Consider the following 13,905-nt stretch of genomic DNA (forward strand, 5'->3'; position numbering starts at 1 on the left):
ATCCAAAAGGTGTTTATATGTGGGGTGGTGTAGGTCGTGGGAAAACATGGCTAATGGATCAGTTCTATGATGCTGTTCCATTTCGTCGTAAAACACGTATGCATTTCCATCATTTTATGCAACATGTTCACAAAGAGTTGAACAAGTTATCTGGTCAACGCAATCCATTGGATTTGGTCGCTGATCAGATCTATAAAAATGCTGTTGTGATTTGTTTTGACGAATTCTTTGTGTCGAATGTTACCGATGCGATGATTTTAAGTGATTTATTTCAAAAGCTATTTGAGCGCGGAATTACTTTGATCGCCACATCAAATATTGCACCAGAAGGATTATATAAAAACGGCATTCACCGCGATCGTTTCTTACCAACAATTGAGCTAGTACAAAAAAACTGTACGGTTTTGAATGTTGATGCTGGTGTCGATTACCGTTTACGTGTTTTGAAGCAAGCACAATTGTTTAAGTATCCATTAACAAGCGATGCACAGTCTTGGTTATCGGATCGCTTTAAAGCATTGACGCAAACACAAGTTCAGTCGAATTCTCCAATCATGATTAACAATCGTATCGTAGAGACCTTAGGTCATACGGAAGATGTTTTATGGTGTGAATTTTCTGAACTATGTTTCAAACCAAGAAGTCCAGCGGACTTTATTGAAATTGCGAATATTTACAACACCGTTTTAGTGAGTAACGTACCTCATTTAACAGATTTCTTATCCGAAGGTACGCGTCGATTTATTTATTTGGTCGATGAGTTCTATGATCGTGGTGTAAAGCTTTTGCTTACCTCTGAAGACTCAATTATTGAACTATACGAAGGTTCAAAATTGGCTTTCGAGATTGAACGGACTAGATCACGTTTACTCGAAATGCAATCTGATGATTATTTACATTCTGAGCATCGACAAATACAAGTCGCAAAAACTTCATAAATGAAAAGGCATTCTACGGAATGCTTTTTTTATAAATTCGATACAGAGAAGGCTTTATTCTTGGTTGAATTTTGTTATAAATAAATGGCTTTAATGGAAATAAGTAAATTACAAACTAGAAAGGGATCTTTCTCCGTATATTTGATGTTTTGTCAATAACATAAAGTTAAGCTTGTCAATACTTCTAATGGAGAAAATGCTTACTATTTAGGAATGTGATATTACTATTCAGGCTAGTATAAATCGGTATACTAGGTTTCTTGTTATAAAAAGTTAGCACCATCAGGAAAGACAATGACTGTACGTATTCAACAAGGCAAGCTAGCGATTGCTAAAGAACTTTACGATTTCATCGAAAATGAAGCTTTACCAGGTTCTGGTTTAGATAGTGAAACTTACTGGAAAAACTTCGAGCAAGTCGTTGTCGACCTAAGCCCAAAGAACAAGGCGCTATTGGCTAAACGTGATGAACTTCAAGCAAAGATTGATGAATGGCATCGCAACAATAAATTCGAATTAAATGCATATAAAGCATTCTTAAAAGAAATTGGCTACCTTGAACCAGAAGTTGCAGACTTTAAAGTAACGACTGAAAATGTAGATGAAGAGATTGCATTATTAGCTGGTCCGCAACTTGTTGTACCTGTACGTAATGCACGTTATTGCTTAAATGCTGCAAATGCACGTTGGGGTTCATTGTACGATGCGCTTTATGGCACAGATGTAATCTCAGAAGAAAATGGCGCAGAAAAGGGTAAAGGCTATAACCCTGTTCGTGGCGACAAAGTGATTGCATTCGCTAAAGATTTCTTAAATCAAACTTTCCCATTAGCGCAAGGCTCACATGCGGATGCGACTAAATACGCTGTTGTAAATAACGGCTTAGCAGTAACACTTAAAGATGGTTCTACTACATCTTTAGCGCATGAATCTCAATTTGTAGGTTTCAATGGTGATGCTGCTAATCCAACAGAAATCGTTCTGTTGAACAATGGTTTACACGTTATCATTGATATCGATGCAAATAGCCCGATTGGCAAAACTGATGCGGCTGGTGTAAAAGATTTAACACTTGAAGCAGCAATCACAACGATTCAGGATTTAGAAGATTCTGTTGCAGCTGTAGATGCAGAAGAGAAAGTTGAAGGTTACCGTAACTGGTTAGGTTTGATGAAGGGTGATCTTCAAGAATCTATCGAGAAAAATGGTAAAACGATTACTCGTACTTTAAATAAAGACCGTACAGTTCAAAACTTAATTGGTGGTACGACAACTTTACATGGTCGTTCGCTCATGCTTCTTCGTAACGTTGGTCACTTAATGACGAATCCAGCGATCCTTGTAGAAGGTGAAGAAGTATTTGAAGGTATCATGGATGCGTTGGTAACGCCGTTACTTACAATCGCTGATATCCGTGGTCAAAACGAGAACCACAACTCTCGTAAAGGTTCTATGTATATCGTTAAGCCGAAAATGCATGGGCCTGAAGAAGTTGCTTTCGCCGTTGAATTATTTGAGCGTGCTGAACAAGCACTTGGTTTACCAGCTAAAACGCTTAAAATCGGTATCATGGATGAAGAGCGTCGTACATCAGTGAACTTGAAAAACTGTATTGCTGCTGCTAAAGACCGTACCATCTTTATCAACACAGGTTTCATGGACCGTACAGGTGACGAAATCCATACATCTATGGAAGCTGCTCCAGTTGTTCGTAAAGAAGCTGTTAAAACACAAAAATGGATCGCTGCTTACGAAAACCGTAACGTTGCAATTGGTCTAGCGTGTGGTTTGCAAGGTAAAGCTCAAATTGGTAAAGGCATGTGGCCAAAACCAGACAGCATGAAAGATATGTTAGCAACTAAAACTGCTCATCCAAATGCTGGTGCGACTTGTGCTTGGGTTCCATCACCAACTGGTGCAGTACTTCATGCATTGCATTATCATCAAATCAACGTTAAAGCACGTCAAGATGTATTGGCTGCTGAAGATATGTTGACACTTGATGACTTGTTAACACCTCCATTTGCACCAGAAACAAACTGGACTGCTGAAGAGTTGAACAATGAGCTTGAAAATAACTGTCAAGGTATCTTGGGTTATGTAGTTCGTTGGGTTGACCTTGGTGTAGGTTGTTCTAAGGTTCCAGATATCAACAACGTTGGTTTAATGGAAGATCGTGCAACTTTACGTATTTCTTCACAACACGTTGCTAACTGGTTACGTCACGGTATCGTAACGCGTGCACAAGTTGAAGAAGTACTTAAGCGTATGGCTGTAATTGTTGATCAGCAAAATGCGAATGATCCACTTTATACACCAATGGCGCCAAACTTTGATGGTATTGCATTCCAAGCTGCTTCTGACTTGATTTTCAAGGGTGCTGAGCAACCATCTGGTTATACAGAGCCATTGTTACACGCTGCTCGTTTAAAACTTAAAGGTTATACAGGTGATTAATATCATCTAAAATGAAAAGCCTCTTCGGAGGCTTTTTTGTTAGTAAGCTAATCTTTTTAAAAGTGAAATTTATTTGATAACTCCTCCAGATTGAAAAACAGGATTAAACATCTTACTCATAAAATTTTTGCTATAATCTATTTTGATTTTTATCATTCAGTCGAATCATAACGATGTCACATATTTTAAAATTAGATGCTCTCAAAGAAGCGCAAGTTTCAACTTCACCATATCCTTATTTTGTAGTTGAAAACTCAATTATAGACGATGAAGTTAAGGCGGTAATTCAAGATTTCCCTAAGATCGAGCAGGGTGGAAGTTATAACCTTGCAGATGTAGAGTTAAAGCCAAATTTTGACCGTTTTCTAAAATCATTAGATTCTAAAGAATTTCGTCAAATTCTGACAGATAAGTTTGATGTGGATGTTATGGAACATCCAATGATGATTACTTTACGTGGCTATTCACGTCAAAAAGATGGTCGTATTCATTCAGATTCAAAAACCAAGCTTCTTACAATTTTGATTTATTTGAATGAATCTTGGGATGCGCCAACAGGTCGCTTACGTATTCTTAATGATGAAAAGAATATGGATGATTATGTTGAAGAAATTAATGCTGGCCCTGGGACTTTGGTTGCTTTTAAAGTGACAGATAATGGTTGGCATGGTTATGTACCTTATGAAGGACAACGTCAATCAATCCAAATTAACTTTTTAACCAGTGACAAAGCAAATGCTAAACATCGTTTTGTGCATGGATTAAGCGCGAAGATAAAAAAGTTATTTGGATAATTAGAGAATATATGAAAAGGAGGGCAACCTCCTTTTTATTTTTAAATCTGAGCTAAACGACATAATACATGTGTGCGAACTATAAACCATTAACCATCGAACAGTCTAAGCAACTCGAATTGCCACTGATTCCATTTGAATATGCAGAGGAAGTTTATCCTAGCTATAAAACGCCTTTGTTATTTAAATCTGATCATGGTTTGGAGTGGCGTGAAGTGTTGTTTGGATTGGTACCGAAATGGTCTGAAGATATCAATATTTCAAAGCATACCTATAATGCTAGACATGAGACAATTTTTCAAAAGCCAAGCTTTCAGGATGCTGCTTACAAATGCAAATTTGGTGTAATTCCAGTTTCGGAATTCTATGAAAGCAAGTATATCGAAAATAAGCCGCAACGCTGGGGTGTTCGACGCAAAGATGGTAAAGCATTTTATATCGCAGCGCTCTATGAAATTCGTAAGTTAAATGATCAAATTATCCGCTCAGCGGCGATGCTTACGATGGACGCAATTGATCATCCGATGATGAAAGATTTCCATGAACCAGGTGATGTAAAAAGATCAGTTGTTGTGATACCTGACACATGTTTGGATGATTGGTTGAGTTTAAAGCAACCGTATCAACTTAATCAATTTATGCAAGGTTTTCCTGTTGAAGAGTTCGAGTGTTCACATGTACCAAAAGCAAGAATTGAAAAGATCACACCACAATTGAATATGTTTGATTAAATAAAGATTATTTCAAATAAAAAAGCTTCTTTAAAGAAGCTTTTTTTATTATGTTTAAATGACTTAGCGAGCAAGATTTTTAAACATATGACGTAAAATTTCCATTGTTTTTTCAATTTGTAATGGTGTTAAACCATCAAAAGACTGCTCTAGGATGACAGAGGTTAGATCATTGATCTTCACAATCATTTCTTGACCTTTTTCTGTTAAATAAACACGGGTAATACGTCCATCTTCCTTACACGAATAAGTCTCGATATAGCCTTCATCTTTCAAACGATAAACGATTTTTGTCGTTGTCGACATTTTGGAAATTACCATATCTGAAAGTTCAGAAACGCTTGCATGAGGTTTTACGTTCAATGCAAGTAAAATACGGCGGCGAGAATTGTCTAAACCATACTTCTTAAGTACGTTATCGATGTTTTGGACGTACTGAGCATTTACTTGAGAAATCCAGTAAAAAGGGAAGTCTTCTAAGTTAAATGATTCGGCTGTAGGTAAAAAACGCGCATATTTTTTAGGCATCTACATATTTCCTATGCTTGTTACGGTGAGCTAGAAAACCTAGCTCTTAGATTCCATGAAATGTCTATAATACCTGTTAGAAAAGACAATAAAACTTGAATTTTCTACCATTCCATTTATAACAAATCTTCCTTAAAGAAGCTCTATTGCTATCTTTATTATGTATAAGTAAATTATCGAAAAAACATATAAAAATGTTATTTATGATGATTTTACCTATGCATTTGCCCCCAATGATGTACCTTAAGTTTTGCATCTTAGCTACTGTTCGGAACAGGTGTATTGTAGAAAATAAATACAAATTATGACGTGACTTTTTTATAAAAAAATTCTGTCTCAAATGTCATAAAAAAATTAAATAAATTCATTCATTAAATAAATGGTAGTAAATACAGCACTTTGGTTTAAACAGTTGGTTAAAAAGTGGCTTATTAAACTTCATTTATAAGATGAATAAATACATTCTTTATCACATTTTTAGGAGTTTTTTTAACAATTAAAAGTTTCAAAATTATACGAGTGTAGTTTTATTAACCAATCTTTAGTTATTTTAATGAATATATTATAAATCATAAATTTGCTTAAACAAGAAATTTCATGCCTCAATTTCTTCAATAAAAAAGCGCATCTAAACAGGATTACAGGTTTAGATGCGCAAAGCGTAAAACTTTATGGTGAATCAAAACTAAATCGCTAATTCCTTTTCTAATAGTGGCCATAGCTTATGATGAGACTTTTTGAACATCGCCATGTGTCCGATTTGCTTATATCCATATTTGTGAGGATTGAGTTCAATAAATTTTGTCTGGGCATTCGGATATAAGCGCAAAAGATCTTGTACATTGGTTTCTGTTGCAATCTCGTCATCTGTTGCCCAGAAAGATGTGATTGGAATTTGGATTTCTCGATGATAGTCATCAAAAATAGTTTTCCCAATCGCATTCATTACATAACCGGGTTTACTACAAAATTCGGCCCATTGCTTTGCAACATTTTTAGGTAGGTTTTCACCCATTCCGATGAATTGGGTTGCACCATATCCTTTTATAAAACTTGAAACAGGGAAGATCACGTTAAACATCAGTGGCGCAAGGAGCTTTGTTTTGCCTTTTAGGCCTTTGATATGTCCAGTTGATCCAGCGATTGCGAGGACTTTGGCAACTTTATTGTAATGTGGATTGATTCCAAGTAATTGTCCACCCGCACTGTGTCCAATGATAATGACCTTTTCCGATTGTGTTCGATTTAAAAGTACTTCAATCGCAGCAGGGATGTCTAATTGCCCCCAATCATTAATACTTGCATCCGAGTCTTTTAATTTTCCATGTAGGGACTGTCCAATACCACGAAAGTCAAAACTTAATACATTGTAGCCTTGCTGATTTAACCATTCGGCAAAAGCATGATAAAAGTTTTTTGTTATTCCAGTTGCAGGGCAAATCAAAATAGGAAATTCTTTGGTAGATTTTTCCGTTGGGTAATACTGTGCAGCAAGTTGGTAGCCATCTTTACAGCTAATCCATAGAGATTCAAAGGTATCCATCAAGCAATACTCTTGTGTTTGTATTTTTCTACTGTACATCAGTTCCAAAAAGAAACTTGATTATTTAATGACTAAAAAGTCAAAAATTATGTAATATACCGTTTTAAAAAAAGAAATATGTAGGATACGAGATGTTGGTTTTAACAACTGCAACCGAATTGGCAATTGTTTTTAGTGGGATCTTTCTTTGGGTTGGAATGATTACTGGCGTCTGGAAATACTATCAAATTCGAAATTCTGCTCTGGCACGAGCACATTACTATGTTGACATTGCTCATCGCAGTAGTCTTTTATACGCAGCAGCAAGTTTGATTTTAGCTGTACTGAGCTATTTTACGATTCTATCAAATGAATTAAGTCTGTTCTGTGTGGTTGCAAATCTTTTCTTTTTCTCAATGTCGATTTTAATTTATATCGTTCATGGGTGTTTAAAAGATACAACTAACCAATTTAAACAGCCACATCAATTAGGAAAATGGACGCTTCCGGGCTGGTGTATGACAATTATGATGTTAGGTTTAATTGTAGTAGAGCTGGGTGCTACAGGGCTTTTATTGTTTGGAACTATTTTTAGTTTTTGGAATTAAAAAATGGATGATTACTCATCCATTTTCCCTACAGAAACTTTTTGGCGCTGGGCGCTCATCTGTCGAAACTTACGATCGACAATCCCCCACGTACAAAAGGCAACAGAAACAATCAGCGCATAAGCAAAATATTCAGGTTTGAGATTACCTTTAATTGTGCCTTGAAATAACAACGTGGCCATCAGTGCTAGCGGTGTTATTGCATATACGATTGAATCGTTAGCCTTCAGAGTGTTAATGAAGACTTGCTTGTTGAAATGTAATGATAACATCTCCATCCCTCCTTGTGTCGTGATGACAAAAACCAAATCATTTTTGTCAGAATTATTCTTAAAGTTGTACTGCTAATTTCTAAGTATTTCAATAGGTATGCTGACTATTTTTTAAATAAATTTATGAATGTATTGATTTTTATAGTGTTTAACTATTTTTTTAGTGAATTTATGCTATTTTTATTTTAAATATAATGCAGAAATTTTACATTTTAAAAAGTTTAGTAAAGATCGGATTCTAGCTAATTTCTGCTTAAAAACTTAAATTGTGCTTAAAAGACTAAAATTAAAAAAAGATTTGTCGTAAACAAAAAATGAACATTGGATAAAAGAACATCTTTTGTATAGCTAAAATCATGTTTGGGTAAAACATTATTTTAACGACAAATCATTTTAACTTTTTTGTTTAATCGCTCGATCAATCACAATCGAAATAAACAAAACAGCCAGTGAAGGTAATAACCAAGCGAGGTTTTGTTCATTCAATGGTAAATGGGCAATAAATTGTGGTAATTGCTCAGTGAAACCAGCTGCTTTAATCGCCTCGATGATACCGAATAGAAAAGCGACAGCAGTAACTGAACCAACAACTAATGATGGTTTATTCCAACGTTTCCAGAAGAAGCTCAACATAATCACGACAATCGCTGGAGGATAAATCGCACTAAGGACAGGTACTGAAACTGCAATCAATTTAGTCAAACCTAAGTTTGAGATTACTAAAGAGAAGCCGATTAGAATGAAAACGAGAAGTTTATAGGGTAAGCCTGTAAGTTCAGTGAAATATTCAGCACATGCGCAAGTTAAACCAATTGCTGTAACCATACATGCAAGAAAGATTAGACCTGTGAGGAATAGCGAACCTAAATCACCAAATGCATGTTGTACATAAGCATGTAGGATGATTGCACCGTTGTCAGCATTTGCTGCAACTTCATGACTTCCTAAACCAAGTTTAAATAAACTGATATAAACAAGTGTTAAACCAACGCCTGCAATCAAACTGGCGATAATTGCGTACTTCGTGATCAGTTTCGAGTCAGTGACACCGCGTGATTGAATAGCTTGGATAATGACAATACCAAATACCAATGCGCCCAAAGTATCCATGGTTAGATAACCATTTACGAAGCCTTCTGAAACTGGACTTGAAATATACTTGTTAATTGGCGGTGAGATGTAGCCCGTTGGAATCACAATTGCAGCAATACCAAGTATTGCAAGTGCAAATATTTTTAAAGGGGCAAGTACGTGACCGACTGTATCTAAAAGTTTGTTTGGATATAAAGAAACAGCTGTTACTAAAGCAAAATAAATAACGCTATAGATAAATAAACTGCTACCAGATGTTCCGAAATAGGGTGCAAAACCAATTTCATAAGAAACCGTTGCTGTTCGAGGTGTGGCAAAGAGTGGACCAACAGACAAATAACAAACGATAGTGAGCAATAAACTTGCGAAACGACCTAAGGGGGAGCTGATAATTTCAATAGAGCCTTGCATTCTGGACAAAGCCATAATCGTAATGACTGGTAGACCTACTGCGGTGATCAAAAATCCAAATGCAGCTAGCCATACGTGCTCACCAGCTTGTTGAGCAACAATGGGAGGAAAAATAATATTACCCGCACCAATAAAAAGTGCGAAGGTCATAAAACCTAAAGCAATAATATCTCCTGTACGAAGATGGTTCATAAAACAGGGAGGAATAAAATAAAAGTGCGAATTCTAGAACATAAATGTAGTCATTTGAAACTAATTTTATGTGAAAATTGGTTTATTTTTGACTAAAAAGAAATTATTAAAATCATAGGATTAGCATTGGTAAACTTAATTTGTTGAAAAGGTTTTAAAACTAAAAAAATGGGAGTTTTTATACTTTTTTCCTATCCCCATAGTCGGAATTAAATGTAAAATGGTCATTAGATTCAATTCTGAAAGGATTGAACAATTTATAGCTAAAGCGTACAACTATTGATAAACGCTAAATAGAACAGATATAGATATATGATCTGTATTTTTATTTTTGATTTTTTAAATAAGGAATATCTCGAATGAGAGCTTCTACTGTGACCATCAAAACGGAACAAGACATTGAGAAACTTCGTATCTCAGGGCGTTTAGCGGCACAAGTTTTAGAAATGATAGGACCTTATATTAAGCCGGGCGTCAGTACGGAGTATTTAGACGACATTTGTAATGATTATATTGTAAATACATTGCAAGTTATTCCTGCCAATGTTGGATATCACGGCTTTACCAAAACGACCTGTATTTCTGTAAATGAAGAAGTTTGCCATGCTATTCCTTCTGCAAAAAAGATTTTGCAAGAGGGTGACATTTTAAATATTGACGTTGCCGTTATTAAAGAAGGCTATTTCGGTGACACAAGTCGAATGTATTTTGTAGGTCAAGTTAGCTCTGAGGCTAAAAAACTTGTGAATACAACTTATGAAGCGATGCTAGCAGGGATTCGTACAGTAAAGCCAGGCGCGACGTTGGGTGATATTGGATTTGCCATTCAATCCGTTGCACATCGTGAAGGTTATAGTATTGTTCGTGAATACTGTGGGCATGGAATTGGCCGTGTTTATCACGAGCAACCGAATATTCTGCATTATGGCCAAAAAGGTCAAGGCATGGTTTTGAAAAAAGGCATGGTCTTTACGATTGAACCTATGATGAATGCAGGTAAACCATACGTAAAAGAGCTAAATGATGGATGGACTGTTGTTACACAAGATAAGTCCCTATCAGCTCAATGGGAGCATATGGTTGCGGTGACAGATGATGGCTTTGAATTATTAACGCCATGGCCTGAGGGAACTGGCGATTACCCAACTATTTCTTGATGAAAAAGCGAAAGGCTCGATATCAATCGGGCCTTTTTTTGGTAGAGCACAATGTCAGTTGTTCGACAAGATAATCAATAAATACACGAACTGCAGGTAATAAGCCACGTCGTGATGGATAGACAGCATGGAAAATACCATGTGGCGCAGTCCATTCAGGTAGAACCTTAACCAGTTGACCTGTTTTAATGAAGTCTTGAGCAATACTGTCTGGAAGTAGGGCAATACCACAATTTTGACTGGCCAATTCTGCAAGCATTAATAAGTTTGAACCCATGATAACGGGATTAACTTTAATTTTCTTTTGTTGTTGATCAGGACCTGTGAGTAAGAAGTTTTGATCTAGATGCTCTTCTGCCATGCTAATGATGCGATGTTCACTTAGTTGTTCTGGTGTAGACAAATGACCAAACTCATTTAAATACGCTTGACTTGCGAAGAGACGCTGTTCGATTGCTTCAAATTGTCTTAAAACAAGGTTTGGATCGTCGTCTAATTTCGAGCGAACGCGTAAAGCGAGATCAATTCCTTCATTGATGACATCAACACGACGATTACTGACCATCATCTGAACGCGAACTTCAGGATATTTTTTAAGGAATGCTGGCAATATTTTTGCCATTTGGTTTTGAGCAATATCGACGGGTACGCTAACTTTGATCACACCGCGAGGTTCACTACTTAAGTGGTTGACTACGTCATGAGCTGCCTGAGCTGCATTCATCATCACTTGCGCATGACGATAAACATCCATACCAATATCAGTCACAGCAAAATGACGTGAACTTCGTTGAATAAGACGAACACCGAGTTGTTCTTCAAGATTATAAACTCTGCGGCTTAATTTAGATTTTGGAATATCTGTTGCTCGTTCAGCTGCACTGAAACCACCATGCTCAACAACGAGCGCAAAACAATAAAAATCATCTAAATCCGTCAACATTATTCAATTCCATTTCTGCAACATTATCTATTTTATATATTTATCGTTGCAAAAATAAGAGCTTATTCGATATTTTTTGTATTGGTAAAATACTTCTATAATGGCAGAAATTTTTTTGATGAAATACTATGTCTTTCCAACTCATTGAGGTTGCAGATGCAACTGTAAATATTCTATGTCCACATTGTCATCATGCTGTATTAGACTGGAACCAAGAACAATACATTCAGCCATGTGAGCATACTTTGTTTATGGCAATGGATTTGGGTTTTGAATTTATTGCAGATCGTTTTGAAGAGGTTTTATCTCAATCTGTCGATGAGATACATGAAGATCCTAATATGAATGTTTTTGCTTGTGTTAGCCAAGCAAACTATCCTGATATGCAAATTTTCAAAGCTGATTTGGGGGTAGAGGGAATGTACAGATATGTTGGATTTAGTGAAAACTAGAAAGCCAAAAATAAAAAAGCCAATCATTTGATTGGCTTTCTATGTTTACAGCTTATGCTTCAGGTGCAGGGCTGTATTGTTCAACTAATGGTTTTAACTCACCATTTTGGAACATTTCGAGCATGATATCGCTACCGCCAATTAACTCACCGTTTACCCATAATTGTGGGAAAGTAGGCCAGTTCGCAATTTGAGGTAACGTTGCACGAATATCTTGATTTTCCAAGATATTTACATAGGCAAATGGGCGACCAATTTGGCTAAGTGCTTCTACTGCACGAGCAGAAAAACCACATTGCGGGAATTGTGGAGTGCCTTTCATGTAAAGTAAAACAGGGTGTTTCGCAATTTGATCACGAATTAACGCTACTGTATCACGCGCTTGTTCCGTCATAGATAGATCCTCAACTAATCTCCGTAAATTATATACCGAAAAAATCACTTGGGGCTATTGATAAAGATTTTTCTTGTATAAATGTGAGTTTAAGCTTTCAATCTACTCAAGTTTTTGCTTATATAACTTTTTCCACTACAACTAACGATAGATTGAGTTTGTTATGACTAATATCACTCTTGCTCCTGTACAACCTGATCAACCATCACATCTTATGGCTACTTATGGTCGCCAAGCGATCAGCTTTGTACGAGGACGAGGGGCATACTTATATACAGCAGATGGAACTGAGTACTTAGATGCTTTAACAGGTATTGCTGTATGTGGTTTAGGTCATGCTCACCCAGTGATTGCGGAAGCAATTGCTGAGCAAGCTGCAACATTAATTCATACTAGTAATTTATTTGAAATCCCTTGGCAAACCGCTGCGGCTCAAAAACTTGCTGAAGTTTCTGGTATGGAAGAAATTTTCTTCTCAAATAGTGGTGCAGAATCAAATGAGGGTGCGATTAAAATTGCACGTAAATTTGGTGCTCAACAAGGGATTAGCAATCCTAAAATTCTAGTTGCTGAGCAATCATTTCATGGCCGTACATTGGCGACTTTATCTGCAACTGGGAATAAAAAGGTTCAAGAAGGTTTTGCACCATTAGTTGAAGGTTTTATTCGTGTTCCATTTGGTGATGTGGAAGCGATTCAAGAAGCTGCAATCCATCATCCAGATATCGTTGCTATTCTGATAGAACCGATTCAAGGTGAAGGTGGTGTGAATACAGCACCACAAGGCTTTAGCTATTTGGAAGACGTGCGTGCCTTATGTAATCAACATAATTGGTTGATGATGCTCGATGAAATTCAAACAGGGAATGGTCGTACAGGTAAATACTTTGCTTACCAACATACCAATATTGTGCCTGATGTAATGACAACAGCAAAAGGTCTAGGGAATGGCTTTCCAATTGGTGCGGTGATGACTCAAGGTAAAGCTGTAGGTTTACTAGGCGCTGGAAGCCATGGTTCAACATATGGCGGTACAGTATTGGGCTCTCGCGTAGTCTATACAGTGATTGATACGCTACAGAAAGAAAATGCTATTGAAAATGCAGCTACAGTTGGTACTTATATTGTTGAGCAGCTCAAGGCAGAATTAGCAGAGCACAATGTGCAAGTGCGTGGTTTTGGTATGATGATCGGTATTCAATTACCGAAAGATTGCCCAGAGCTTGTAGCGATCGCACGTGATGAGTATCAGTTAATTGTGAATGTTACAGCAGGTTCTGTAGTGCGTTTGCTTCCACCATTAAATATGACTCAAGATCAAGCAGATGAATTGTTGAAACGTCTTGTTCCTGCAATTAAGAATTTTTTAAAAGCTTAATTCGACAAATAAAAAAGGGCAATTAATTGCCCTTTT

14 protein-coding genes are annotated in these 13,905 nt (G+C 36.6%); 8 read left to right on the plus strand and 6 right to left on the minus strand.

Annotated elements, in window-relative coordinates:
* The 4 genes from zapE to B4237_RS14965 form a co-directional block, all read left to right on the plus strand.
* Window positions 1-938, plus strand: a 938-nt coding sequence (gene zapE, locus B4237_RS14950) for a cell division protein ZapE (protein WP_286943785.1), incomplete at its 5' end; no start/stop codon positions are given.
* Between the two features lie 294 nt (window positions 939-1,232).
* The gene (locus B4237_RS14955) at window positions 1,233-3,395 is read left to right on the plus strand and encodes a malate synthase G (RefSeq protein ID WP_278595157.1); all 2,163 of its coding nucleotides are present in this window, start codon (window positions 1,233-1,235) and stop codon (window positions 3,393-3,395) included.
* Between the two features lie 173 nt (window positions 3,396-3,568).
* Entirely contained in the window at window positions 3,569-4,189 is a 621-nt protein-coding gene (locus B4237_RS14960; protein WP_278595158.1) for a 2OG-Fe(II) oxygenase, read from the plus strand.
* A 68-nt stretch (window positions 4,190-4,257) separates the two neighbouring features.
* The gene (locus B4237_RS14965; protein WP_278595159.1) at window positions 4,258-4,920 is read left to right on the plus strand and encodes an SOS response-associated peptidase family protein; all 663 of its coding nucleotides are present in this window, start codon (window positions 4,258-4,260) and stop codon (window positions 4,918-4,920) included.
* Window positions 4,921-4,983: 63 nt separating this feature from the next.
* Here B4237_RS14965 and B4237_RS14970 read toward each other — a convergent pair whose 3' ends face one another.
* Both B4237_RS14970 and B4237_RS14975 read right to left on the minus strand, forming a co-directional pair.
* The gene (locus B4237_RS14970; RefSeq protein WP_278595160.1) at window positions 4,984-5,448 is read right to left on the minus strand and encodes a MarR family winged helix-turn-helix transcriptional regulator; all 465 of its coding nucleotides are present in this window, start codon (window positions 5,446-5,448) and stop codon (window positions 4,984-4,986) included.
* Between the two features lie 685 nt (window positions 5,449-6,133).
* Window positions 6,134-6,991, minus strand: coding sequence for an alpha/beta fold hydrolase (locus B4237_RS14975; RefSeq protein ID WP_278595161.1), 858 nt, complete (start codon window positions 6,989-6,991; stop codon window positions 6,134-6,136).
* Between the two features lie 131 nt (window positions 6,992-7,122).
* Here B4237_RS14975 and B4237_RS14980 point away from each other — a divergent pair, with 131 nt between their 5' ends.
* Window positions 7,123-7,578: a hypothetical protein gene (locus B4237_RS14980; protein WP_019384501.1), complete on the plus strand. Its 456-nt coding sequence runs from the start codon at window positions 7,123-7,125 to the stop codon at window positions 7,576-7,578.
* Window positions 7,579-7,589: 11 nt separating this feature from the next.
* On the opposite strand, the gene B4237_RS14985 is transcribed toward B4237_RS14980, so the two are convergent.
* Both B4237_RS14985 and brnQ read right to left on the minus strand, forming a co-directional pair.
* Entirely contained in the window at window positions 7,590-7,850 is a 261-nt protein-coding gene (locus B4237_RS14985; protein ID WP_004879833.1) for a hypothetical protein, read from the minus strand.
* 393 nt (window positions 7,851-8,243) lie between these two features.
* Window positions 8,244-9,545: a branched-chain amino acid transport system II carrier protein gene (gene brnQ, locus B4237_RS14990; protein ID WP_019384502.1), complete on the minus strand. Its 1,302-nt coding sequence runs from the start codon at window positions 9,543-9,545 to the stop codon at window positions 8,244-8,246.
* A gap of 359 nt (window positions 9,546-9,904) precedes the next feature.
* Between brnQ and map the strand changes: the two genes are divergently transcribed.
* Complete coding sequence (gene map, locus B4237_RS14995) at window positions 9,905-10,702, plus strand: type I methionyl aminopeptidase (protein WP_278595162.1); 798 nt, start codon at window positions 9,905-9,907, stop codon at window positions 10,700-10,702.
* A 22-nt stretch (window positions 10,703-10,724) separates the two neighbouring features.
* Here the strand turns inward: map and B4237_RS15000 are convergent, their stop codons facing one another.
* Window positions 10,725-11,645: a LysR family transcriptional regulator gene (locus tag B4237_RS15000; RefSeq protein WP_278595163.1), complete on the minus strand. Its 921-nt coding sequence runs from the start codon at window positions 11,643-11,645 to the stop codon at window positions 10,725-10,727.
* Window positions 11,646-11,773: 128 nt separating this feature from the next.
* Here B4237_RS15000 and B4237_RS15005 point away from each other — a divergent pair, with 128 nt between their 5' ends.
* Window positions 11,774-12,097: a hypothetical protein gene (locus B4237_RS15005; protein WP_278595164.1), complete on the plus strand. Its 324-nt coding sequence runs from the start codon at window positions 11,774-11,776 to the stop codon at window positions 12,095-12,097.
* A gap of 52 nt (window positions 12,098-12,149) precedes the next feature.
* Here the strand turns inward: B4237_RS15005 and grxD are convergent, their stop codons facing one another.
* On the minus strand, window positions 12,150-12,491 hold the full coding sequence (gene grxD, locus B4237_RS15010) for a Grx4 family monothiol glutaredoxin (protein WP_004772459.1): 342 nt from the start codon (window positions 12,489-12,491) through the stop codon (window positions 12,150-12,152).
* 163 nt (window positions 12,492-12,654) lie between these two features.
* Here grxD and B4237_RS15015 point away from each other — a divergent pair, with 163 nt between their 5' ends.
* A complete protein-coding gene (locus B4237_RS15015) occupies window positions 12,655-13,869 on the plus strand; it encodes an aspartate aminotransferase family protein (protein WP_278595165.1) in 1,215 nt (404 codons plus the stop codon).
* Window positions 13,870-13,905 lie beyond the last annotated feature (36 nt).

Origin of the sequence: Acinetobacter sp. UBA6526 (genome assembly GCF_002434875.1) — a bacterium.
GTDB lineage: Bacteria > Pseudomonadota > Gammaproteobacteria > Pseudomonadales > Moraxellaceae > Acinetobacter > Acinetobacter venetianus.